General features: G+C 69.2%; 7 protein-coding genes. 5 read left to right on the forward strand and 2 right to left on the reverse strand.

What is annotated here, in order from left to right; genetic code table 11:
* Nucleotides 1-891, reverse strand: a complete 891-nt coding sequence (locus ACWGKJ_RS11255; protein ID WP_385025412.1) for a phosphotransferase — start codon at nucleotides 889-891, stop codon at nucleotides 1-3.
* Between the two features lie 94 nt (nucleotides 892-985).
* A complete protein-coding gene (locus ACWGKJ_RS11260; RefSeq protein ID WP_385025415.1) occupies nucleotides 986-1,576 on the reverse strand; it encodes a Type-2Aa cytolytic delta-endotoxin in 591 nt (196 codons plus the stop codon).
* Between the two features lie 406 nt (nucleotides 1,577-1,982).
* Between ACWGKJ_RS11260 and ACWGKJ_RS11265 the strand changes: the two genes are divergently transcribed.
* The 5 genes from ACWGKJ_RS11265 to ACWGKJ_RS11285 all read left to right on the forward strand — a co-directional run bounded on the left by ACWGKJ_RS11265 (nucleotide 1,983) and on the right by ACWGKJ_RS11285 (nucleotide 26,497).
* Nucleotides 1,983-2,846, forward strand: coding sequence for an isocitrate lyase/PEP mutase family protein (locus tag ACWGKJ_RS11265; protein WP_385025417.1), 864 nt, complete (start codon nucleotides 1,983-1,985; stop codon nucleotides 2,844-2,846).
* Between the two features lie 352 nt (nucleotides 2,847-3,198).
* Nucleotides 3,199-3,417 carry a hypothetical protein gene (locus tag ACWGKJ_RS11270; protein ID WP_385025420.1) on the forward strand — a complete coding sequence of 73 codons (219 nt, stop codon included), beginning with the start codon at nucleotides 3,199-3,201 and terminating at the stop codon, nucleotides 3,415-3,417.
* Nucleotides 3,418-4,025: 608 nt separating this feature from the next.
* The gene (locus ACWGKJ_RS11275; protein ID WP_385025422.1) at nucleotides 4,026-4,244 is read left to right on the forward strand and encodes an MbtH family protein; all 219 of its coding nucleotides are present in this window, start codon (nucleotides 4,026-4,028) and stop codon (nucleotides 4,242-4,244) included.
* A 273-nt stretch (nucleotides 4,245-4,517) separates the two neighbouring features.
* Nucleotides 4,518-18,887 (forward strand): amino acid adenylation domain-containing protein, encoded by a 14,370-nt coding sequence (locus ACWGKJ_RS11280; RefSeq protein WP_453315713.1) that lies wholly within the window; start codon nucleotides 4,518-4,520, stop codon nucleotides 18,885-18,887.
* On the forward strand, nucleotides 18,884-26,497 hold the full coding sequence (locus ACWGKJ_RS11285; RefSeq protein WP_453315714.1) for an amino acid adenylation domain-containing protein: 7,614 nt from the start codon (nucleotides 18,884-18,886) through the stop codon (nucleotides 26,495-26,497). Before ACWGKJ_RS11280 ends, ACWGKJ_RS11285 begins: the two co-directional genes overlap by 4 nt.
* Nucleotides 26,498-26,757: the final 260 nt, after the last annotated feature.

Below are 26,757 nucleotides of genomic sequence, written 5' to 3' on the forward strand. Positions count from 1 at the left end.
TCAGCCCGTACGCCGTTCGGCCAGGTCGAGCCAGTGGTCGACGTCGGACGGGGCGAAGTGCCGGATGGCCCAGTCGACCATGCGCAGACTCATATGTGCCCAGGCGCGGCGCACCGTGGCCTCGGGCAGGGAGCCGATGAGGGCGTCGAGCCGCCGGGGCACCTCCGCGTCGGACGTCATGCCGTGCACACCGAAGCGCAAGGTGACGAGGTCCAGTACACGGTCCCCGCGGGCGGCGCCGTCCCAGTCCACGACGCCCGTGATCCTGCCGCCGGTCACGAGCAGGTTGCCGGGGTGGTAGTCGAAGTGCACCGCGTCGTCCCCGTCGAGGCGGTCATCGGGATGGTCGGCGGCGACCTCGGCGATCCGTCCTTCGAGGGCCCGGCTGCGGCGGCTGTGGCGGCGCAGCGGCTCATGGAGACAGTAACCCTGCCCGTCTTCGGACAAGTTGAGGGTGACGGCCGGGATCTCGGGGTGTCCGGCGAGCGCTCCGGACTGGGCCGCGTTGAGGGCGAGCGCCTGGTCGAGAAGGTCATGGCCGAGGTGATCGATCTTAGCACCGGGCAGCAACTCCTGCACCAGGATTACCGCATGGCCCACCTGCGCCGCCAACTCGGTCGCGGGGGCCGGGTATCCCGTGGCCCGGAGGGCGTCTACGACAGCGAGCGGCCCACTCCGGACGCCCGAAATTCCCACCTCAGGACGCCACTTCAGTACCGATCGGTGACCGTCCGTCCACCGTACGTATGCCGCGCCGACCTGTCCGCCGGGGCACGGGCCTTCGACGACCAGACGGACTCCGGTCTCGCGCCACAGTGCCTCCACGGTGCGTTCCGCGTCGAGCCGCTCGACACGCTCGACACGCTCACCATCCCCACGGGATCCGCTCATCGGAGCACTCTACGAACCTTGAGGGGACGAAGCACACCGGAACGGCGTTTCCGGAAGCGGCCCGGGACGGCGGGCCGTACAGGATGACCGCCCGTCAGACAGTCGGTCCGACCGCGGGCCGAAGCTCCTGACGCACCACGATCGCGTTGAGCCGGACCGCGAACGGGGCAACATCGGAGACCCCCAGCGTGCCGAGCCGGGCCTTGTCCAGACCGATGGTGGCGTCCACGCAGAAGGCGATGGCGTACACGCCCGCCTCGGCCTCCTCGTCCTGGAGGGCGAAGAACAGGTCCCGGTAGAAGCTGGTGCGGTCCACGCCTTCCTCGTAGTACGAGAGCCCCGGTTCGTCCTCCTGGGCGGCGAGGCCCGTGAAGGCGCGTACGAGCTCGGTATCGATCGTGTCCCAGAAGGAAGCGTCGGCGAGCGCGTCCGGCAGGGCCTGGCGCACCGCCTCCTTCAGGGAGACCACGATGACGCCCATCGGGGCGTGCTCCTGGAGCCCCCAGCCGCGGACCATCCTGACGACGGTTCCGTCCGGTATGGCGGCCGCGGCCTCCCGGATGTGGTCGAAGTCGAAGTTGACGGTCGCCGGGGCGATCGCTTCCTGGAACACCCGGTCGATGGCTTGGGCCTGTTCGAGATGGTCCGCACCCACATCGATGACGGTTCTGAAATTACCGGCCATGGCTCCTCCTGTGTCGCTGTGTGCTGTGCCGCTGTGTGCTGCGCCGTGCCGCATAGTGCGGTGATCCGGCGGAGGCAGTATGCCGAGCGGGCTCCACGCCTCGCAGCGGCGTCCCGATGCGCGGACGACCCGGGGGGAGGCTCCCGGGCCGCCGGTCCCGCGTCGGCGCCACCGCGCCCAACACGCCCAGCCACGCCTGGTTCGGAACTCCTTTCACGTCATCCGAACGGCCCTCACATCGAAACGATTCTGCGCAGATACGCAAAGGGGCGCCCCTGCCTCGCCCGTACCTCTTCCCGCCGGGGTCGCGAACTCGGGGCAACCGAACCGAACTTCAAATGTCTGTAAATTTCCGGTCAAGCGAAGGGCGAACCCACCCTTCGGACATCGGAACCTTGGAGGTTCGATGCGTTACGGACCAGCACTGCGCGAGGACATCTCCGCACCCGGAACCACACCGCTCATCGGGATCTACGACATGTACTCGGCCTCTGTCGCGGCCCAGCACTACGACGGATTCTTCGTCTCCGGATTCGGCTTCGCGGCCTCGCACTACGGTCTCCCGGACATCGGCTACATCGCCTGGCCGGACATGGTCGCGTTCGTGGAGCGGCTGCGTCTGGCCTTCCCCGGCCGGCACCTCCTCGTCGACATCGACGACGGTTACGTGGACCCGGAGGTCGCCTGCCATGTCGTGCAGCGCCTGGACCGGGCAGGCGCTTCCGGTGTGATCCTGGAGGACCAGAAGCGTCCCCGCCGCTGCGGGCACGCCGACGGCAAGCAGGTCCTGCCGTTCGAGGAGTATCTGGACAAGCTCAACATGGTGCTGGAATGCCGCGGCGAGATGGTCGTGGTGGCCCGCACCGACGCGGTCGAGGAGGACGACATCCTGCACCGCGCCGCCGCGCTGGCCAAGACCGACGCCGATGTGGTGCTGGTCGACGGCGTACGCAGTGTGGAGTGGATCCGCCGCATCCGGGACGTCATCGGGGACAAGCCCCTGCTCTTCAACCAGATCGCCGGCGGAAAGTCACCCCGGCTGTCGCTCCCGGAGCTGGACGCCCTGGACGTGGACGTCGCGATCTACTCCACCCCCTGCCTCTTCGCGGCTCACGAGGCCATCGACACCGCGATGCGGACGCTGAAGGCGGCGGACGGGCGCCTCCCCCGGGTCAGCGGCCCGCGGAGCGTCGGCGTACCCGAGTCGACGCAGCTGCTGGAGCGCAACATCAGCCGCCACCACGACTCACCCTCACGCCTGGGCGTCTGAAAGGTACCCGCGGCCCTCAACCGCGGGTACCCACCCAGCACTTCCGTCCAGGACTTCATCCGACGGGCCGGCATCCGGACAGCCGGACGGCCCGTCGGCCCGTCGGCCCGTCGGCCCGTCGGCCCGTCGGACGACAGCCGGACAGACGGACAGCCACCCATGACTGCCGACGGTCACCGCGCCCTCGCGGTGACCGGGAGGAGCGCGCCCGACCGTGAACCCGACCATGAAACAGCCCCTCGCACCGGACACTGTTACCGACGGCAACGGGTCACCCCACCGCACGGGGCGCCCGGATACGCCGGAGACCCCCCAGACGCTCCGGACCTCACGGCTCCGGAGCGTCTTCACCGTGGCCGCCGGCCTGGCCATCGGCGCCGCCTGGGGCCAGGTGGCCCCGGCTGCCGCCACGCCGGGCCCGCTGCTCGTGACCTCCGTGACCCTGCCCGCCCACCTCGCGGCGGTCGAGGTGGACAACTCGCACGCGGACTCATGGCTGGAGGTGGACCGTACAGCCAACGTCCAGACCGGCGCGGGCGATGCGGGCAGCGATCACGAAGGCGGGGACTGAGGAGCGCCCGGGGCGAGCGCTCACCGTGCCAGTTCCCCCAGCAGCGCCCAGGCGCGGAGCCGGTCCGCGTCTCCCGCGATCTCCGTCGCCGAGACAAGCACGGGTGGCGCCCGAATTCCGGGATGCCGCCCGGCTGTGTGGTGGCAGGGGTCGCGCGCCCGCGCGGACCACGTACCCGATCAGGGGCGCATGGCAGGCGTACCGGCGCACGACACGGAGCATCGAATGCACGCGCCCAGCTCATGCGCCCCCGTTGATGAAGATCCGGCATTCCCCGTGCAGCTCACAGCCATTCGAATGGCACACGCCAATGGCATATTCCGGTACCTCGTCAGCCCGTTATGCCAGGTAGTAGAGACGTAGGCCCGACTTCACCGCATGGGTTGACTGTACGTAGCGATCACATGAAGCGGCATTTGCTGGGCAGAAGTCAGCCGGAGTTGGTTTTATATGAAGGTCCGCCGGGTGTAACGTACTGACGCTCGACCGAGGTCGAACGGATACCTGGGGAATCAACGTTCGATTACAGGTGAATGCGAAGCCGGGGGCTACGTGGTCTCGCTTGCCTGCCGGTCCACTGACCAGAAATAGAATGAGTGGGGGAAGTAGTGCTCAATCCTTTCGATGACGATTCGGCTCGGTTCGTTGTGCTGGTCAACGAGGAGCGTCAGTACTCACTCTGGCCTGCCACGACCGAGGTACCGGGGGGATGGGCTGCCGCGCGGGCCGAGGGCTCGCGGCAGGAATGCCTGGACTTCATCGAGGCGACCTGGTCCGACATGCGGCCCGCCAGTCTCGTCGCGGCCATGGAGGCCGCGAGTAAGTAGCGAACCGGCGCGATCAGAGAACACAGGGCAGAGGTGGGCCGTTCCGCGACGGCCCGCCGATGCCGCCTCTCGACGCCGGGAGCCACCGCACATCAGCCTTCGCAGGCCCATTGAGCGACCACCGGGTTCGGCGTACCACAACTCCGGACCCGGATGGCCCCCGAGGGGCCCGGCGCGGTTTGCTTTGCCGTCTCCGACGCATTGAGCAACGGGAGATGGGCTCGTCACGCCCTCATGGACTGACTCGACACCCTTCGAAAGGGCGGCATCACCATGCCAGAAAACCGTGCCCGGCTTCTTCCTTTGACTGCCGCTCAGCAAGGTGTGTGGTACGGACAGCTATTGGACCCCAAGAGCCCGAAGTACAACATAGGTGAATGCATTCAAATCCATGGGCCGCTCGACGGGAGATTATTCGAGGCCGCACTGAGGAGAGCGAGCGAGGAACACGAAAGCCTCAACCTCGAATTCGTGGTGGAGGGCGACACCGTTTACCAGCGTGTCGTACGGAAGCAGGTGGGCCGCTGCCGCACGGTGGATCTGACCGGCACTCAGGACCCGGCAGCCGCCGCCGAGCAGTACATGACCGACGACATGGAGACGGTCGACAGTCTGACCTGCCCGCGCCACACCTTCGCCCTGCTCAAGCTCGGCCCCGACCTTCACTTCTGGTACGTCCGCTACCACCACATCGCCCTGGACGGGCTGAGCGGCACCGGCATTGCCCGCCGGGTCGCGGAGCTGTACACCGCCGCCGTACGAGGTGAGCAGGTGCCAGAACTCAGGGCGCCGCTCAGCGAGTTGGTGGAGGACGAGACGGGCTACCACCGCTCGGCGGAGTTCGCGCGCGACCGGGAGTACTGGACACAGAAGTTCGGCGGACTCGCGCCCCGGACACCGGACGGTAGCGAGCAGAGCCCATCGGCGCTGTCCGCGCGCGACGCCGCCTTCATTCAGCGACGCCCGGCAGCACCCGGGGCTCACCGCGACAGCCCGGTGCCCGTCGCTCCCGGCACACATCTCCACCAGGGCAGGTCGCTGCCTCTGCATGTCATGGAGGGGCTGCGGAGAGTCGCTTCGGAGACCAGAACCACCTGGCCCGCCGTCTTCGTGAGCGCGGTCGCGGCGTACGTCAGCCGCGTGACAGGATCGCTGGACGTCGGCATCGGGCTGGCCTCGAACGGCCGCCGCAACAGCATGCGGCGGATCGCCGGCATGACGGCCAACATCCTGCCGCTGCACATCCATCTCACGCCCGGGATGACGGTGGCGGATCTGGTCCGTACGGTCGCGGCCGAGATGCGGCCGGCGATCCGTCACCGCCGTTACTCAAGAGAGCAGTTGGCCCGCGAGCTCAAGAACATCGGTGCCACGGCCCAGCTCTCCGACATCGTCGTGAACGTCATGCCGTACGGCTACGACTTCGACTTCGCGGGAAGTCCCGGCGTCTCGCGCCTGCTGTCCACCGGCCCGGTCGACGACGTCTCGCTCTTCCTCTACGAACGGTCCGGGGACAAGGGACCGCTTATCGGCTTCGACATCAACCGGGAGCTCTACCGGCCCGAGGACGTCCTGCCGCATCAGCAGGCCATCACCCACCTGATCGAAGAACTGGCACAGGCGGACCTGACCTCTCCCGTGTCGCGCCTGCGGGTACTGGACGACTCGGCGACGAAGCAGATTCTGGAGACGGGCCGGGGCGGGGATCTTCCGGTGGGTGTGTCGGGGGCGTCGCTGCCCGAGCTGTTCGCGGAGCGCGTGAAAGCGGCACCGGACGCGGTGGCCGTGTCCAGCAGCAACGGGACCCTGACCTACGGCGAGCTCGACCAGACATCAGCCGAACTGGCAGCCTGCCTGTCGGGCCACGGGGTGGGCGCGGAAGACGGGGTCGGGGTCCTCCTCACCCGGGCGCCCGGCATCGTCACCGCATCCCTCGCCGCTGTACGAGCCTCGGCCATGTACGTCCCACTCGACCACCAGTGGCCCACCGAACGCCTCCACCAGACCGCACACACCGCCAGGTTGCGCGCCCTCATCGTGGACCGCGAAACCGCCACCCACCCCTGGGTGCAACACATGCGAACCACCTTGCCCGTGCTAGTGGTTGACGCCCTGGGACACGTGACTGACGGGGCGCCCGCCTCCCCCGCACCCCTGCCGACCGTGATCGGCGGCGCACAGCTGGCCTACATGATGTTCACCTCCGGATCCACCGGCACCCCCAAGGGCGTCGGCATCACCCACCGCGACATCACAGCCCTCACCGCCGACACCACCTGGGCCAACACACCCCACACCATCCTCATGCACTCCGCCTACGTCTTCGACGCCTCCACCTTCGAAATCTGGGTGCCTCTCCTCACCGGCGGACGCATCGCCATCGCCCCACCCGGCCCACTCGAACCCCACACCCTCCACCACCTCATCACCACCCAGAACGTCACCGCGCTCTTCCTCACCACCGCACTCTTCAACACCCTCGCCGACACCACCCCCCAACTCCTCGGCACACTCCGCCTAGTAGCAACCGGCGGCGAAAAAGCAACCCCCGGACTACTCCAACAACTCGCCACCACCCACCCCCACACAACGTTCCACCACGTCTACGGACCCACCGAGACGACCACCTTCGCCACCCGCCACGCCGTCACCCCCCACACACCCACCGGCCCGCCCCCCATCGGGCATGCCCTCGACGGCATGCGCACCTACGTACTCGACACCGCCCTCAACCCCGTACCACCCGGCGTCACCGGCGAGCTCTACCTCGCAGGACCCGGCGTCGCCCGCGGATACACCAACCGCCCCGACCTCACCGCAACCCGCTTCACCGCCGACCCCTTCACCACCACCGGCGACCGCATGTACCGCACCGGCGACCTCGTCCGCTGGAACCACCACAACGAACTCGAATACATCAGCCGCGCCGACACCCAGATCAAACTCCGCGGCTACCGCATCGAACCCACCGAAATCGAAACCGCACTACGGTCCCACCCTTCGGTGAAGACCGCCCTGGTCACACTGCGCGAGGACATCCCCGGCGCGAGCCAGTTGGTGGCGTATGTCGTATCCGCCGATGGCGGCCCGCTGCACCCCGACACGCTGGCGGCCGAGGTGGGGCGGTCGTTGCCGTCGTACATGGTTCCTTCGGCGTTCGTACGGTTGGACTCGCTGCCTCTCAACCCGAACGGCAAAATCGACCGCAAGGCCCTGCCCGCGCCCGAAGCCGCCAGTGCCACGGGCGGCCGTCGTCCGCGGACCCCACAAGAAGAGATCCTCTGCGGCCTCTTCGCGGACATCCTCAACCGCGACCACATCACCATCGACGACAACTTCTTCACACTCGGCGGCCACTCACTCCTCGCCACCCGCCTCACCAGCCGCATCCGCACCACCCTGAATGCCGAAATCGAGATCCGCACTCTCTTCGAACACCCCACCGTCGCCACACTCGCCACCGCACTCGACACCGCCCACCATGCCCGACCCACCCTCACACCCCACAAACGCCCCGACCACCTCCCCCTCTCCCACGCCCAACAACGCCTCTGGTTCCTCAACCGCTACGAAGGCCCCAGCCCCACCTACAACATCCCCCTCGTCCTCCGCCTCGACGGCCCACTCGACACCCACGCCCTCAGCACCGCCATCACCGACCTCGTAGAACGCCACGAAACACTCCGCACCGTGCTCGTGGAGGAGGGCGGAGTCCCCCATCAGCAGGTGCACCCCGCTGCGGAAGCGCGTGGCCTGGTGCCACTGATCGTGGAGAGTGCCCCGGTCGGCGCGACCTCCGAGCAGGCCGCACGTTGGGCGCAGGACAGCGTGGCATCGGCGGCGGGCGGAACCTTCGACCTGGCGGGGAACCCCGCAGTGCGGGTGAAGCTGTTGCGGTTGACCGCTGAGGCGCATGTCCTGGTCCTGGTCGTGCACCACATCGCCGCGGACGGCTGGTCCCTGGCACCCCTCGCCCGGGACCTCGGGCAGGCGTACCGGGCCCGTACGCGCTCCACCTCACCGGACTGGACACCGCTCCCCGTCCAGTACGCCGACTACACCCTCTGGCAACACCACACCCTCGGCGAGGAGAATGACCCGGAAAGTCTTCTCAGCCGCCAACTCGGCTTCTGGCAGGAGAAGCTGACGGGCCTGCCCGAACGCATCGAACTGCCCCTGGACCGCCCGCGACCTGTGGTGGCAACGCACGCGGGTGGCGCCGTGCCCTTCCTGCTGGGCGAGGACGACCACCGGGGGCTCGCACAACTGGCCCGGTCGTCGGGGTGCAGCATGTTCATGGTGCTGCAGGCGGCCCTCGCCGTACTCCTCTGCCGCCACGGTGCCGGGGACGACATCCCGCTCGGCACCGCGGTGGCCGGCCGGTCCGACGAGGCTCTCGAAGATCTCGTCGGGTTCTTCGTCAACACCCTTGTGCTGCGTACGGATCTCTCGGGCGACCCCACCTTCCGCGAAATCCTGGCCCGGGTACGCGCCTTCGACCTCGCGGCCTACGCACATGAGGATGTCCCCTTCGAGCGGCTGGTGGAGGCGGTGAACCCGGAGCGTTCGCAGAGCCATCACCCGTTGTTCCAGACGATGCTGGTCCTGCAGAACCAGGCCACCGCCGGGATCGACATGCCTGGGGTGGTGGTGACGGATCAGTCCGTCCACACCGACGTCAGTAAGTTCGACCTGACGTTCTCGCTGACCGAAACGCAGGACGACGACGGCGAACCCGCCGGACTGACGGGGTATCTGGAGTTCTCCACGGAGCTGTTCGAACGGTCCACGGCGCAGTCACTGGCCGACCGGCTGTCGCGCCTGCTGGCCGGTGTCGTCGCGGATCCCGAGCAGCGGGTGCACCGTATGCAGCTGCTCACTCAGCAGGAGCAGTCGGAGCTTCTCGCCGCCGGACGCGGGCCGGCCGGGCAGGTTCCGCGGCTCACCGTGCCCGAGGCGTTCCAGGCGCAGGCGGCCCGCACACCCGACGCCGTGGCGGTGCGGGATGCGGACGGCTCTCTCACGTACGGGGAGTTGAACGCCCGCGCGAACGCCCTCGCCCACCACCTCACCAACCAAGGCATCGGCCCCGAAGACCTCATCGCCCTCGCACTCCCCCGCACCAACCAACTCCCCACCACCACCCTCGCCATCCTCAAAACCGGAGCCGCCTACCTCCCCATCGACCCCACCTACCCCCACCACCGCACCACCCACATCCTCAACACCACCAAACCCACCCACCTCATCACCACCACCCACCTCAACACCCAACTCCCCACCCACACCATCCCCACCACCCACCTCAACACCCACCAACCCACCACCCCCCACACCACCAACCCCACCCACACACCCCACCCCCACCACCCCGCCTACCTCATCCACACCTCCGGCTCCACCGGACAACCGAAGGGAGTCACCGTCACCCATGCCGCACTGACGAACCACATGGCATGGATGGCCGACCACCTCACCCTCACCCCCGACGACCGGGTACTCGCCCGCACCTCACCCAGCTTCGACGCCTCCGTATGGGAGACCTGGCTCCCCCTCCTGCACGGCGCGTCGGTCTGTGTGTTGCCGGACATCGCCAATCAGGACCCCGTCCTTCTGATGGAGTGGATGGAGGAGTTCCGCGTCACGGTGGCGCAGTTCGTGCCGTCGCATCTTTCGGCGGTTCTGGACGCCACCACCGCTCCCCCGCCGTCCGGGCTCCGGGCGGTGCTGGCGGGCGGAGAGCCCCTTCCGGTCAGGCTGGCGAGCCGTGTGGCGGAGGAGTGGTCGGTCGAGGTGCACAACCTCTACGGGCCGACCGAGACAACCATCGACGCGACCGCCCGTGCGGTGCGGCCGCTCTCCGGTGACACGGTGTCGGGGACCGTGCCCCTCGGGGGCCCGGTCTGGAACGTGCGGACGTACGTACTCGACTCCGGGTTGCGGATGGTGCCGCCCGGGGTGACCGGTGAGCTGTACGTGGCGGGCGACGGACTCGCCCGCGGCTACCACAACCAACCCGCCCTCACAGCAACACGCTTCATCGCCGACCCCTTCACCACCACCGGCCAACGCATGTACCGCACCGGCGACCTCGTCCGCTGGACCCACCACAACGAACTCGAATACCTCACCCGCGCCGACGACCAGATCAAACTCCGCGGCTTCCGCATCGAACCCGGCGAAATCGAGGCAGCGCTCACCAACCTCCCCGGCATCAGCGCCGCCCGCGTCATCCTCCGCGAAGACCAACCAGGCAACCGGCGCCTCGTCGCCTACACCGTGGCTACGCCCGCCCAGCAGGAACCACCGACGCCCGATCTGCGGGCCGCACTCACAGCCGTACTGCCCGCGCACATGGTCCCGTCGGCCTTCGTCGCGCTGGACACGCTGCCGCTGCTGCCGAACGGCAAGGTCGACAGGGGCAGGCTGCCCGTGCCTGATGCCGCTCCGAGCGGCGGCCGCGACCGCAGCAGGCGTTCGGTACAGGAAGAGATTCTGTGCGGTCTCTTCGCCGAGCTGCTGGGCCTTCCGGAGGTAGGGGTCGACGACAGCTTCTTTGCGCTGGGCGGGCACTCCCTCCTGGCGACGCGGCTGGTCAGCGCGGTGCGTTCACTCCTGGGAGCGGAACTCCAGGTCCGTACCCTGTTCGAGCACCCGACGGTCGCCCGGCTCGCCACGGCGCTCGACAGTGCGGACCGGGGCAGGGCGGGAGTGGTCAGAGCCGTACGTGCTGAATCGATCCCGCTGTCCTTCGCGCAGCAGCGGCTCTGGTTCCTCAACCGGTTCGAAGGGCCGAGCTCCACGTACAACATCCCGCTGGTGCTGGAGCTCGACGGAGAGCTGGACACGGATGCGATGCGCGCGGCCCTCGGTGATGTGGTGGCCCGTCATGAGGCGCTGCGTACGGTGTTCCCGGAGACGGACGGAGTCCCGAACCAACGCGTGCTGGAGAGCGCCGCGTTGGCGGTGGACTTGACGATCGAGGAGGTCACCGCGACCCGTCTCGAAGCGGCGGTGTCCACCGCGGTCGCTACTCCGTTCGACGTGACCAACGATCTCCCGTTGCGGGCCTGGCTCTTCAGGACGGGCCCCACCCGTACCGTGCTGGTCGTGGTCGTGCACCACATCGCGGCGGACGGCTGGTCCCTCGCGCCGCTCGCCCGCGACCTGGGCGATGCCTACCGGGCCCGCGTCGGCGGCGGCGCCCCCGAGCGGCCCGCACCGGCCGTCCAGTACATCGACTACACGCTGTGGCAACGCACCATGCTCGGCGAAGAGTCCGACCCCGGCAGTGTCACTTCGCGTCAACTCTCCTTCTGGAGCGATGCGCTGCGGGGCCTCCCTGGGCTCCTCGACCTACCCGTCGACCGGCCCCGCCCTGCCGTCGCGGATCACACGGGCGCGACAGTTTCCTACACGTTGGACGCCGGCCTGCACAGACAGCTGCTCGACTTGGCGAAGGGCTCCGGCAGCAGCCTGTTCATGGTGCTGCAGGCCGCCGTGGCTACCTTGCTCTCCCGGCACGGCGCGGGGGACGACATTCCTCTCGGCACACCCGTGGCCGGTCGCACCGACGGCGCTCTCGAAGACCTGATCGGGTTCTTCGTCAACACGCTCGTCCTGCGTACGGACGTGTCGGGCGAACCGACTTTCCGGGAACTCCTGGCCCGTGTAAGGGAGTTCGACCTGGCCGCCTACGCACACCAGGACGTGCCGTTCGAGCGGCTGGTCGAGAGCCTCAACCCGGTCCGCGCCCGTAACCATGCGCCTCTGTTCCAGACGATGCTGGTGCTCCAGAACCAGGACACCGCCGCTATCGAGCTGCCTGGACTGTCGGTGAAGAGCCGACTGGTGCACAACGGAGTCAGCAAGTTCGATCTGACCTTCGCTTTCGCCGAGGACCAGGAGCACGGCGGCATCACGGCGGGAGTCGAGTACGCGACAGCCCTCTTCGACCGCACCACGGTCGAGACCCTGACGCACCGGCTCACACGACTGCTCAAAGCCGTGGCGGCCGATCCGGACCGTCCGCTGCGCAGCTATGACCTGCTGTCCGGCACCGAGCGGGAGGCCATGGCCCGGTGGAGTCGGGGTGGGGATCTTCCGGTGGGTGTCTCGGGGGCGTCGCTGCCCGAGCTGTTCGCGGAGCGCGTGAAAGCGGCACCGGACGCGGTGGCCGTGTCCAGCAGCAACGGGACCCTGACCTACGGCGAACTCGACCACACCTCAGCCGAACTGGCAGCCTGCCTCGCCGGCCACGGGGTCGGCGCGGAAGACGGAGTCGGAGTCCTCCTCACCCGCGCCCCCAGCATCGTCACCGCATCCCTCGCCGCCGTCAGGGCCTCAGCCATGTACGTCCCACTCGACCACCAGTGGCCCACCGAACGCCTCCACCAGACCGCACACACCGCCAGGTTGCGCGCCCTCATCGTGGACCACGAAACCGCCACCCACCCCTGGGTGCAACACATGCGAACCACTGTCGCGGTTCTCGTGGTTGACGCCCTGGGACACGTGACTGACGGGGCGCCCGCCACCCCCGCACCCCTGCCGACCGTGATCGGCGGCGCACAACTGGCCTACATGATGTTCACCTCCGGATCCACCGGCACCCCCAAGGGCGTCGGCATCACCCACCGCGACATCACAGCCCTCACCGCCGACACCACCTGGGCCAACACACCCCACACCATCCTCATGCACTCCGCCTACGTCTTCGACGCCTCCACCTTCGAAATCTGGACCCCACTCCTCACCGGCGGACGCATCGCCATCGCCCCACCCGGCCCACTCGAACCCCACACCCTCCACCACCTCATCACCACCCAGAACGTCACCGCGCTCTTCCTCACCACCGCACTCTTCAACGTCATCGCCGACACCGAGCCTCAGGCCCTGACCGGTCTCGCCCTGCTCTGCGCCGGCGGCGAACTCGCCTCACCGACCGCCATGCAGCGCCTCGCTCATCTCCTCCCCACCACCCGCATCCGGCACGTCTATGGGCCGACCGAGACGACCACCTTCGCCACCCGCCACGCCGTCACCCCCCACACACCCACCGGCCCGCCTCCCATCGGCCACGCCCTCGACGGCATGCGCACCTACGTACTCGACACCGCCCTCAACCCCGTACCACCCGGCGTCACCGGCGAGCTCTACCTCGCAGGACCCGGCGTCGCCCGCGGATACACCAACCGCCCCGCCCTCACCGCCACCCGGTTCGTCGTGGATCCCTTCAGCGTGACCGGCGACCGTATGTACCGGACGGGCGACCTCGTCCGCTGGAACCACAACGACGAACTGGAGTACGTCAGCCGCGCCGACACCCAGATCAAACTCCGCGGCTACCGCATCGAACCCACCGAAATCGAAACCGCACTACGATCCCACCCCTCCGTTGCGACCGCCCTAGTCACCCTGCGCGAAGACGCTCCTGGGGACCGGCGGCTCGTCGCCTACGTCACCCCGACCACCACCGGCGCGAAGGCCGACTCCGCGGAACTGTCCGCGCTGCTCGGCCGGACACTGCCGCCCTACATGGTCCCCTCCGCCTTCATCACCCTCGACACACTCCCCCTCACCCTCAACGGCAAAATCGACCACACCGCACTACCCGCACCCGAAACCGCTGCCACACCCCACGGACGAGAACCGGCCACCGCACGCGAAGAAATCCTCTGCGGCCTCTTCGCGGACATCCTCAACCGCGACCACATCACCATCGACGACAACTTCTTCACACTCGGCGGCCACTCACTCCTCGCCACCCGCCTCACCAGCCGCATCCGCACCACCCTGAATGCCGAAATCGAGATCCGCACCCTCTTCGAACACCCCACCGTCGCCACACTCACCCACGCACTCGACACCGCCCACCACGCCCGACCCACCCTCACACCCCACAAACGCCCCGACCACCTCCCCCTCTCCCACGCCCAACAACGCCTCTGGTTCCTCAACCGCTACGAAGGCCCCAGCCCCACCTACAACATCCCCCTCGTCCTCCGCCTCGACGGCCCACTCGACACCCACGCCCTGCGAGCGGCCCTCGCCGACCTCGTAGAACGCCACGAAACACTCCGCACCGTGTATCCGGAGACCGACGGGGTGGCACGGCAGCTGATCCTCGACACCTCGGCGATCGACGTCGCCCCCGGGGTGCAGGAGGTCGATCCCGCCGAGCTGGACACCGTGCTCGGCGCCGCCGTCTCGCACTGCTTCGACGTGTCCACGGAGGTGCCCATCCGTACGAGCCTGTTGCGGTTGGGCGCCGAGGCCCACGTGCTGGTCCTGGTCGTGCACCACATCGCGGCGGACGGCTGGTCCCTCACCCCTCTCGCCGACGACCTCGGCCACGCCTACCGGGCCCGTACGCGCTCCACCTCACCGGACTGGACACCGCTCCCCGTCCAGTACGCCGACTACACCCTCTGGCAACACCACACCCTCGGCGAGGGAGGTGACCCGGACAGCCTCGCTGCCCGCCAACTCGCCTACTGGAGAAAGCAGTTGGACAAGCTCCCCGAGCTGCTCCAGCTCCCCACCGACCACCCACGCCCCGCGCTCACCCACCACCAGGGCAACTCCCTCACCTTCCACATCAGCCCTCATACCCACCACCAGCTCACCCTCCTCACCAAGACCACCAACACCAGCACGTTCATGACCCTCCAAGCTGCCCTCGCCACCCTGCTCTCCCACCATGGAGCCGGGGACGACATCCCGCTGGGCACCGCGGTAGCCGGCCGTACCGACGAAGCTCTCGACCACCTCATCGGGTTCTTCATCAACACCCTCGTGCTGCGCACGGACCTCTCGGGCGACCCCACCTTCCGCGAACTCCTCCACCGCACCCGCACCACCAACCTCACCGCCTACACCCACCAGGACCTCCCCTTCGAACGACTCGTGGACGCGCTCTGCCCCAGCAGGGCGCAGAACCGGCATCCCCTGTTCCAGACGATGCTGGTCCTCCAGAACCAGGGCACCGCCGCACTCGAACTCCCCGGCATCACCACAACCGCCCTGCCCGTCCACACCGGCATCAGCAAGTTCGACCTGACCTTCACCTTCGTCGAGAAGCACGACGAGAACGGCCGGGCGGACGGGATCGAAGGGAGCCTGGAGTACTCCACAGAGCTGTTCGAACCTGCAACGGCAAGGGCGCTTGCCGACCGCTTCTGCATGGTTCTGGGGTCCGTGGTGGCCGACCCCGATCAGCGCGTCCGGGATGTCGACTTCATCGGTGCTGAAGAGGCGTCGCAGCTCGTCGCTGCCGCCGAGGGTCCGACCAGGCAGGTGGAGCGGCTGACGGTGCCGGAGGCGTTCCAGGCGCAGGCGGCCCGCACACCGGACGCCGTGGCGGCCCGTGACGGCCGGCGGGTGCTGACCTACGCCCAGCTCGACGCGGAGGCCAACGACCTCTGCCACCATCTGGTCGACCGCGGGGTGGGGCCCGAGGACCTGGTCGCTCTCGCGCTTCCGGGCACGGTCCGGACCGTCGTCTCCATGCTGGCGGTGCTCAAGGCGGGGGCCGCCTATCTGCCGGTCGACCCGGAGTACCCGGCCTCCCGTATCACGTACATGCTGGAGGACGCCCGGCCCGCGCTGCTCATCCTGACCGACGAGACGCGCGGGCAGTTGCCGCCCACCACGTTGCCCGCCGTGTCGCTGGACGACACGGCGGCCTGGTCGACCGGCCGTACCGCGTGCCCCGGCGCCACCGTGCTCCCGGCGCACCCGGCGTACGTCATCTACACCTCCGGCTCCACCGGGCAGCCGAAGGGAGTCACCGTCACCCATGCCGCACTGACGAACCACATGGCATGGATGGCCGACCACCTCACCCTCACCCCCGACGACCGGGTACTCGCCCGCACCTCACCCAGCTTCGATGCCTCCGTATGGGAGACCTGGCTCCCCCTCCTGCACGGCGCGTCGGTCTGTGTCGTCCCGCCGGAGCTGAACCGTGATCCGGCGCTGCTGCTCCGTCGTATGCGAGAACTCCAGGTCACAGTGGCGCAGTTCGTACCGTCGCATCTGTCGCTCGTCCTGAACGAAGCGGCCGGTTCACCGCCGTACAGCCTCCGTGCGGTGATGTCGGGCGGTGAGCCGCTCCCCGTGGCCCTCGCGGCGCAGGTAGCGGATGCCTGGTCCGTGGAGGTGCACAACCTCTACGGGCCGACCGAGGCGACCATCGACGCGACCGCCCACCCGGCCATTCCGCTGCCCGGCAAGGCCGCCGCGGATGTCGTACCGGTCGGCGCACCCATCTGGAACGTACGCGCCTACGTGCTCGACCCCGGGCTGCGGATGGTGCCGCCCGGGGTGACCGGTGAGCTGTACGTGGCGGGCCACGGGCTCGCCCGCGGCTACCTGCGGCGGCCGGGACTGACGGCAGCCCGCTTCGTCGCCGACCCCTTCTCCACCAGCGGCGACCGCATGTACCGCACAGGCGACCTCGTGCGCCGGAACCACGACGGACAGCTGGAGTATCTGTCACGCGCCGATGACCAGGTGAAGCTCCGGGGTTTCCGTATCGAACTCGGCGAGATCGAGGCCGCGCTCACCGACCTTCCGGGTATCAGCGCGGCCTGCGCCGTGGTCCGCGAGGACCAGCCGGGGGAACGGCGGCTGGTCGCCTACACCGTGGCGGCGAACGACCGGCCGGAGCCGCCGGCAGCCGAACTGCGGGCGGCGCTCACCGCCGTACTGCCCGAGTACATGATCCCGTCGGCCTTCGTCGCATTGGACACGCTGCCCCTGCTGCCGAACGGCAAGATCGACCGGCGGACGCTGCCGGTGCCCGACCTGTCCGTCGTGCGGACAGCGGGGCGTGCTCCGGGAACCGAGCGGGAGCGAGTCCTCTGCCGGGTGTTCGGTGAGACCCTGGGTGCCACGGACACCGGCATCGACGTCCACACCGACGACGACTTCTTCGCCCTCGGCGGGGACAGCATTCTCTCCATCCAGGTCGTCAGCAGGGCGCGTAAGGCGGGCCTGGTCATCACACCGCGGCAGGTCTTCGAGCACCGCACCCCCGAGCTGATCGCCTCGGTGGCCGTGCCGCTCGGTGACGCACCGGAGACCGCGGCGGATCCGGGCGTGGGCGAGGTGCCGCTGACCCCGATCGCGGCCTGGTTCCTCGATCGGCCCGGCCCTTCGGACGGCTACAACCAGTCCAGCGTGCTGCGGTCCCCCGCCGGGGCGGGCGAGGAGCAACTCGTCGCGGCGCTCCAGCTGCTGGTCGACCATCACGCCACGCTGCGCCTGAGGGTGGTACCCGGGACGGCCCAAGGGCAGCCCGGCCTCGAAGTCCTTCCGCAGGGCGCGGTGTCCGCCCGTGACCGGCTGGTCCGCGTCGGCATCGAAGGACTGGACGAAGAGACCACCACGGGGGTGATCGCGGAGGCAGCGGAGGCCGCCCGCAGGCGGCTGCGGCCGGCTGCCGGTGCGGTGCTGGCGGCGGTCTGGTTCGACGCGGGGCCCGCCCGGCCCGGCCGGCTCCTGCTCGTCGTCCATCACCTGGCGGTGGACGCGGTGTCCTGGCGGACCCTCACGGCCGACCTGGTGACCGCCTGGCAGGCGGTTACCGCGGACCGCCCCGGCGGGCCCCCGGGAGACCCGGGATCGCCTGGCCAGGAGCTGCCGCCGGTTCCCACCTCGTACCGGCGCTGGGCCGAGCTGTTGGTGGCGGAGGCACAAAGTCCCACGCGGGCCGCCGAGTTGCTGCTCTGGCGGGACATCCTGCAGACCCCGGATCCGCAGCTGGGGCGTCGCCCCCTCGACCCGGAGCGGGACACCGCCGCCCGCACCCGGACCCTGACGGTCAGCCTCTCCGCCGAGTGGACACAGCCCCTGCTCACCACGGCGCCGACCGTCTTCCACGCGGGGGTCAACGACGTACTGCTCACGGGCCTCTCCGCGGCGGTCGCCGGATGGCGGGCCGACCGCGGGACGCCGGGAAGTCCGGCCGTACTGCTCGACATCGAGGGCCACGGCCGGGAGCAGATCGGTGAGCACACCGATCTGTCCCGTACGGTCGGGTGGTTCACCAGCATGTACCCGGTCAGGGTCGATCCGGGGCCGGTCGGCCGGCCCGGGGAGCGGACGTACGACGGCGCGTTCGTCGACGGTGCGCTCAAACGCGTCAAGGAACAGCTGCGGGCCATCCCCGACCACGGCATCGGCTACGGCCTGCTGCGCCATCTGAACCCGGTCACCCGTGGACAGCTGCTGAACGCGGTCACCCCCCAGATCGGCTTCAACTACCTTGGCAGGTACGCCGGTTCGCCGGACGGCGGCGCCACGGCGGGCGAAGACTGGCAGCCGCTGCTCGACGGCGGCGGCCCGGACGCGCAGGACCCCGGCACGCCCGTCCACCACGTGATCGACATCAACGCCTTCACGCAGGACCTCCCCGACGGGCCCCGACTGGTCGTCAACTGGACCTGGCCGACCGACCTCATCGACGAGGACGACGTGGCACGGCTCGCCGACGAGTGGCTGCGGGCGCTGCGCGCCATCGCGGAACACGCCCAGGCGCCCGATGCCGGTGGATACACGCCTTCCGACCTTCCCCTGGTCTCACTGAACCAGGCCCAGATCGATCTACTGCAGAACACGTGGGGTGGACGCAAGTGACCGGATTCCAGCTTCAGGACGTCCTCCCGCTGACGCCGTTGCAGCAGGGCATGCTGTTTCATGCCCTGTACGACTCGACGGCGGTGGACGTCTACACCGCGCAGTTCGTCTTCGACATCGAAGGACCGGTGAACGCGGCCCTCCTGCGCGCCGCCGTACAGGGGCTGCTGCGCAGGCACGCCAACCTCCGCGTCGGCTTCCTCCACGAAGGGCTGGACGAGCCGGTCCAGGCTGTCGCCGCCGATGTCGCGCCCGACTTCGATGAACTGGATTTCAGCGCCGGGGACGAGGGCCAACCCGCCGAACGGCTCGCGGAGTTCCTGGCGGCCGACCGCACCCGGCGTTTCGACCTGTCGCAGCCGCCGCTGCTGCGGTTCACCCTGATCCGGATGGGGCACGAGCAGCACCGGCTGGTGATGACCAACCATCACATCCTGCTCGACGGCTGGTCGATGCCCCTGCTCGTACGGGAACTCTTCGAGCTGTACGCGCGCGGTGGAGACGACAGCGCCATGCCGCGCGTCGCCCCCTACCGGAACTATCTGGCCTGGCTGGCGTCCCAGGACCGTACGGCCGCCGCCGGCTCCTGGCGAAACGCCCTGGCGGGGGTGACGGAACCGACGCTGCTGTCCGGGGCCGGAGCGGCGCCGGCCGCCACGGGCGAGCTGCCCGGGCAGGTGGTGATGGATCTCGGGGCGGCCACCACCGCCCGTCTGCGGGAGACCGCCCGCCGGCACCGGCTCACCCTGAACACTCTGGTGCAGGGCGCCTGGGGAGTCCTGCTGCACCATCTGACGGGGCAGGACGATGTGCTCTTCGGGACCACGGTCTCCGGGCGCCCGCCGGAGATCGGCGGCGTCGAATCGATGGTCGGCCTCTTCATCAACACCATCCCGGTCCGGATCGGGGTGCGGCGTGACGACACCCTGGCCGCGCTCCTGAACCGCGCGCAGCAGGAACAGACGCGGCTGCTGGGCTGCCAGCACATCGGGCTGACCGAGATCGGCGCCCTCACCGGGCTGGACGAGCTCTTCGACACCCTGGCCGTCTTCGAGAACTACCCGATGGACGCGGCAGCGCTGCGCCGGGCCCAGGAAGGTCTGCCGGGCCTGCGGATCACCGGTTTCCACGGGACCGACGCGGCTCACTATCCGCTGACGCTCACCGTCGCGCCCGGTGAGGATCTGCGGATCACCTTCGGATACCGGACGACCGTGTTCGGACGGCCCGCCGTGGAAGTGATGGCGGAGCGGCTGCGGCTGCTCCTCGAAGCGTTCTCGACGGATCTGGAGCTTCGCGTCGGCGAGCTTCCGGTACTGCTCGAAGGAGAGCGGGAGCGGCTGCTCGGCCAGGGCCGGGGTGGGGACCTTCCGGTGGGTGTCTCGGGGGCGTCGCTGCCCGAGCTGTTCGCGGAGCGCGTGAAAGCGGCACCGGACGCGGTGGCCGTGTCCAGCAGCAACGGGACCCTGACCTACGGCGAACTCGACCACACCTCAGCCGAACTGGCAGCCTGCCTGGCGGGCCACGGCGTGCGCGCAGAAGACGGGGTCGGGGTCCTCCTCACCCGCGCCCCCAGCATCGTCACCGCATCCCTCGCCGCCGTCAGGGCCTCAGCCATGTACGTCCCACTCGACCACCAGTGGCCCACCGAACGCCTCCACCAGACCGCACACACCGCCAGGTTGCGCGCCCTCATCGTGGACCACGAAACCGCCACCCACCCCTGGGTGCAACACATGCGAACCACTGTCGCGGTTCTCGTGGTTGACGCCCTGGGACACGTGACTGACGGGGCGCCCGCCACCCCCGCACCCCTGCCGACCGTGATCGGCGGCGCACAACTGGCCTACATGATGTTCACCTCCGGATCCACCGGCACCCCCAAGGGCGTCGGCATCACCCACCGCGACATCACAGCCCTCACCGCAGACACCACCTGGGCAAACACACCCCACACCATCCTCATGCACTCCGCCTACGTCTTCGACGCCTCCACCTTCGAAATCTGGACCCCACTCCTCACCGGCGGACGCATCGCCATCGCCCCACCCGGCCCACTCGAACCCCACACCCTCCACCACCTCATCACCACCCAGAACGTCACCGCGCTCTTCCTCACCACCGCACTCTTCAACACCCTCGCCGACACCACCCCCCAACTCCTCGGCACACTCCGCCTCGTGGCAACCGGCGGCGAAACAGCAACCCCCGGACTACTCCAACAACTCGCCACCACCCACCCCCAAACAACGTTCCACCACGTCTACGGACCCACCGAAACCACCACCTTCGCCACACGGTGCGCGGTGTCTGCGGACGGCTTCGGTGCGGAGGTGCCGCCCATTGGGTGCGCGATGGACGGGATGCGGGCGTACGTACTCGACACCGGCCTCCGCCCTGTGCCGCCCCACGTGACGGGTGAGCTCTACCTGGCCGGGCCCGGAGTGGCCCGTGGGTACGTCGGGCAACCTGCGCTGACCGCCACCCGGTTCGTCGTGGATCCCTTCAGCGTGACCGGCGACCGCATGTACCGGACGGGCGACCTCGTCCGCTGGAACCACAACGACGAACTGGAGTACGTCAGCCGCGCCGACACCCAGATCAAACTCCGCGGCTACCGCATCGAACCCACCGAAATCGAAACCGCACTACGATCCCACCCCTCCGTTGCGACCGCCCTGGTCACCCTGCGCGAAGACGCTCCTGGGGACCGGCGGCTCGTCGCCTACGTCACCCCGACCACCACCGGCGCGAAGGCCGACTCCGCGGAACTGTCCGCGCTGCTCGGCCGGACACTGCCGCCCTACATGGTCCCCTCCGCCTTCATCACCCTCGACACACTCCCCCTCACCCTCAACGGCAAAATCGACCACACCGCACTACCCGCACCCGAAACCGCTGCCACACCCCACGGACGAGAACCGGCCACCGCACGCGAAGAAATCCTCTGCGGCCTCTTCGCGGACATCCTCAACCGCGACCACATCACCATCGACGACAACTTCTTCACACTCGGCGGCCACTCACTCCTCGCCACCCGCCTCACCAGCCGCATCCGCACCACCCTGAATGCCGAAATCGAGATCCGCACCCTCTTCGAACACCCCACCGTCGCCACACTCGCCACCGCACTCGACACCGCCCACCACGCCCGACCCACCCTCACACCCCACAAACGACCCCACCACCTCCCCCTCTCCCACGCCCAACAACGCCTCTGGTTCCTCAACCGCTTCGAAGGCCCCAGCGCCACGTACAACATCCCCCTCGTCCTGCGTCTGGACGGCCCACTCGACACCCACGCTCTGCGAGCGGCCCTCGCCGACCTGGTCGAACGCCACGAGCCGCTGCGTACGGTCTTCCCCGAGAGGGACGGAGCTCCCGAGCAGGTCGTCCTCGCCGCCTCGAACCATCCTCTCGACTTCCGGACAACCGACGTCACGGAGCCGGAGCTGGACGGCCTTGTCACACGCGCGGCGACCGAGCCGATCGACGTCGAGAGCCATACGCCGATCCGCGTCACCCTGCTGCGGCGGGATGCCCAGGCACACGTCCTGGTCCTGGTCGTCCACCACATCGCCGCCGACGGCTGGTCCCTCGCGCCCCTCGCCCGAGACCTCGGCCAGGCGTACCAGGCCCGCAGACACGGCACACCGCCCAACTGGGCACCGCTCCCCGTCCAGTATGCCGACTACACCCTCTGGCAGCACCACACCCTCGGCACAGAGACAGACCCCCACAGCCCCCTCAGCCGCCAACTCGGCTTCTGGCGACAGGAACTGGCGGATCTGCCCGAACTCCTCGAACTGCCCCTGGATCACCCGCGACCGGCAGTGACACAGCACACGGGTGACACCGTGCCCTTCCGGCTCGGCCAGGACGACCACCGGGGGCTCGCACAACTGGCCCGCTCATCCGGATGCAGCATGTTCATGGTGCTGCAGGCCGCCCTCGCCACCCTGCTCTCCCACCACGGAGCCGGGGACGACATCCCGCTGGGCACCGCGGTAGCCGGCCGGTCCGACGAGGCTCTCGACCACCTCATCGGGTTCTTCATCAACACCCTGGTGCTGCGTACGGACCTCACGGGCGACCCCACCTTCCGCGAACTCCTCCACCGCACCCGCACCACCAACCTCACCGCCTACACCCACCAGGACCTCCCCTTCGAACGACTCGTGGAAGAGCTCAACCCGACCCGTTCGCAGAACCACCACCCTCTCTTCCAGACGATGCTGGTCCTCCAGAACCAGGGCACCGCCGCACTTGAACTCCCCGGCATCACCACAACCGCCCTGCCCGTCCACACCGGCATCAGCAAGTTCGACCTGACCTTCACCTTCGTCGAGAAGCACGACGAGAACGGCCGGGCGCAGGGCCTGGAAGCGACCGTGGATTTCTCCACGGAGCTGTTCGAGGCCGGGACGGTGCGCAGGCTCGTCGAGCGGTTCTCACGTCTGCTGACGGCGGTGGTGGCCGACCCCGACCAGTGTGTCCACGCTTATGAACTGCTCACCGGGGCGGAACGCTCGCAGCTCACCCAGTGGGGGCAGGGGCCGGTACGGGAGCTGTCGCACGCGACGGTGCCCGAGCTGTTCGAGGAGTGGGCCAGGCGGACCCCCGACGCACCGGCCGTGCGCGACAGCGCGGGTGTGCTGACGTACGGGGAGTTGAACGCCCGCGCGAACACCCTCGCCCACCACCTCACCAACCAAGGCATCGGCCCCGAAGACCTCATCGCCCTCGCACTCCCCCGCACCAACCAACTCCCCACCACCACCCTCGCCATCCTCAAAACCGGAGCCGCCTACCTCCCCATCGACCCCACCTACCCCCACCACCGCACCACCCACATCCTCAACACCACCAAACCCACCCACCTCATCACCACCACCCACACCAACACCCAACTCCCCACCCACACCATCCCCACCACCCACCTCAACACCCACCAACCCACCACCCCCCACACCACCAACCCCACCCACACACCCCACCCCCACCACCCCGCCTACCTCATCCACACCTCCGGCTCCACCGGACAACCAAAGGGAGTCACCGTCACCCACAGCGGGGTCGAAGCGATGGTGCGGACGCAGGTGGAGCGGCTGGGGCTGGGGCCCGGGAGCCGGGTGCTGCAGATGGCGTCGGTCAGTTTCGACGCGGCTTTCTGGGAGTTCTGCATGGCGCTGCTGACCGGTGGCTGCCTGGAGCTGGCGACTCCCGAGGAGTTGGCGCCGGGGCCGCCGCTGGCGCGCTTGCTCGCGGAGCGTGGCGTCACCCATCTCACGCTGCCTCCCGCCGCCCTGGCCGTGATGCCCGCGGACGGGGTGCCCCGGGATGTCACGCTGGTCCTGGCCGGTGAAGCGTGCACGCCCGCCCTGGTCAGGCAGTGGGCCGCGGACCGGCGTGTGGTCAATGCCTACGGCCCGACCGAGACGACCGTCTGTGCGACCATCAGCGCGTTCCAGCAGGCCGACGGGCCGCAGTCACCGGTACGGACCGTGCCGATCGGTGTGCCGGTGGACAACGCCCGGGTGTACGTACTCGACTCCGGGCTGCGGATGGTGCCGCCCGGGGTGACCGGTGAGCTGTACGTGGCGGGCGACGGACTCGCCCGCGGCTACCACAACCAACCCGCCCTCACAGCAACACGCTTCATCGCCGACCCCTTCACCACCACCGGCCAACGCATGTACCGCACCGGCGACCTCGTCCGCTGGAACCACCACAACGAACTCGAATACCTCACCCGCACCGACGACCAGATCAAACTCCGCGGCTTCCGCATCGAACCCGGCGAAATCGAGGCAGCACTCACCAACCTCCCCGGCATCAGCGCCGCCCGCGTCATCCTCCGCGAAGACCAACCAGGCAACCGGCGCCTGGTCGCCTACACCGTTGCAGGGAAGAGCCGGCGGGAGGCGACGGCGGCCGATGTGCGGTCCGAACTCGCCGCCGTACTGCCCGCGCACATGGTCCCGTCCGTATGTGTGGCGCTCGATGCTCTGCCCCTCACCCCGAACGGGAAGGTCGACCGGCGGGCGCTGCCCGCACCTGATCCGTCCGCCGGCCGTCCGGCCGGGCGCGCGCCCCGTACCGAGCGGGAGAAGATCCTCTGCGAAGTGTTCGCCGACGTCCTCGGGGTCACGGACGTCCATATCGACGACGACTTCTTCGGCCTCGGCGGGCACTCCCTGCTCGCGGTGAAGCTGGCCCAGCGCATCGAGGAGCGGCTGGGCGTGCGGTTGTCGATACGCGATGTCTTCGCGGCGCCGACGGTCGACGGTGTCCAGCGCCTGCTGGACCCACCCGGCGCGACCGCCGGAGGGGCCGCCGACCGTGACACCGGCCGGCCGGATCCGGATCCACGGGACGATGTGCGGCTGGCTTCCGACATCTCACGTCCGTCGGCACCCGGCCGCCACAAGGCGCGGCCGGACGGGCAACGGCCGCTGCTGACAGGCGGATCCGGGTTCCTCGGAGCGTTTCTGCTGCGCGATCTGCTGGAGTCGGCCGACGGCCCCGTGGACTGCCTGGTGCGGTGCGCGGACGCGACGGACGGCGCACACAGGCTGCGCGCGAACCTGGAGCGGTACGGGCTCTGGCAGCAGCGCTACGCTCCTCTGATCCACGCGCTGCCGGGAGACCTGTCCGCGCCGGGTCTCGGCCTGTCGGCCCGTGACCGTACGGCCCTGGCGCGCAGGGTCGGTGCGGTCTATCACAACGGCGCCCGCGTCAACTTCGCCGCTCCTTACGGCGAACTGCGCGACGCGAATGTGGGGGGCACCGAGGAACTGCTGCGGCTCGTGGCCGAATCGGGGTCGAGCGGGATGCACTACATCTCGACCACGGGGGTGTACGCGCCGGGGCATGCGTCGTCCGGAGGACACCGGATTACGGAGTCGACGCCGCTGGGTTCCGTGCTGGAACTGCCTGACGGGTACGCGCAGAGCAAATGGGTGGCGGAGAGGATCGTGGAGCTCGCCCGGCACCGGGGCGTTCCGGTGACGGTCTACCGGCCGGCCCGGATTTCCGGCGACTCGCAGACCGGGGCCTGCCAGGAGCGTGACCTGTTGTGGCAGTTCATCAAGGGGTGCCTCCAGGCGCGGGCGGTCCCGGAGGGGCCCGAGGAGACGACGGGCTGGGTACCGGTTGACTATGTGAGCGCGGCCGTCGTGGCGATCGCCGGGCGCGGTGCCGACCGGGAGGCGACTGCCGGGAGCGGGTCCGCCGGTGGTGTCTACCACCTGACCAGTCCGCAGGCGCCGACCCTCTCGCAGGTCTTCGGAGCGGCCGGTTCGCTGGGTTACGTGGTGGAGCCGGTGTCGGCGGACGAGTGGACCAGGCGGGTGGCCGGTCAGCCCGACAACGCGGCGCAGCTCTTCCTCGGGGGCGAAGCCGGACGGCAGCCCGATGAAGCGGGCGGAGGGATGCGGCGTGCTGCGCGCTCCTTCGATTCGGTGGCCACGGACCGTGCCGCGACGGAGGCGGGGGTGCGTCGGCACGAGCTGACCGATGCGACGGTGCGTACCTATCTGACGTACTTCATCGGAAGCGGATTCCTTCCGGCTCCCGATGAAGTACGGGGCGGAGGCATCGGCCGCTGACCGGCAGACCGCCCCGCTACGCGGCTTCCTCCCCGGCGGACCGACCCCGTGTCACCGGTCCGCCGGGTTGCCGGTCCACGGCGCCGCCGCCGTAGCGGTTGCCGCCAAGCGCGTCGGGGGTGTGCCGGGACCGGCGCGCCGCGCCTCTGCCGTCGTTCACCGGCCGACAATGGACGGCGGCCCGTGGGACGGGCCGCCCGCGGGCGCGCGGCCGGACCGGTGAGCCAGGGCCCGGCGGGAAACCAGCGACGAAGGAGCCG

This window comes from Streptomyces sp. NPDC054757 (assembly GCF_053612185.1).

Bases quoted from the DNA above. Each gene is read 5' to 3' on its own strand.
- ACWGKJ_RS11255 (WP_385025412.1), bottom strand. From the start codon at position 891: ATGAGCGGATCCCGTGGGGATGGTGAGCGTGTCGAGCGTGTCGAGCGG.
- ACWGKJ_RS11260 (WP_385025415.1), bottom strand. From the start codon at position 1,576: ATGGCCGGTAATTTCAGAACCGTCATCGATGTGGGTGCGGACCATCTC.
- ACWGKJ_RS11265 (WP_385025417.1), top strand. From the start codon at position 1,983: ATGCGTTACGGACCAGCACTGCGCGAGGACATCTCCGCACCCGGAACC.
- ACWGKJ_RS11280 (WP_453315713.1), top strand. From the start codon at position 4,518: ATGCCAGAAAACCGTGCCCGGCTTCTTCCTTTGACTGCCGCTCAGCAA.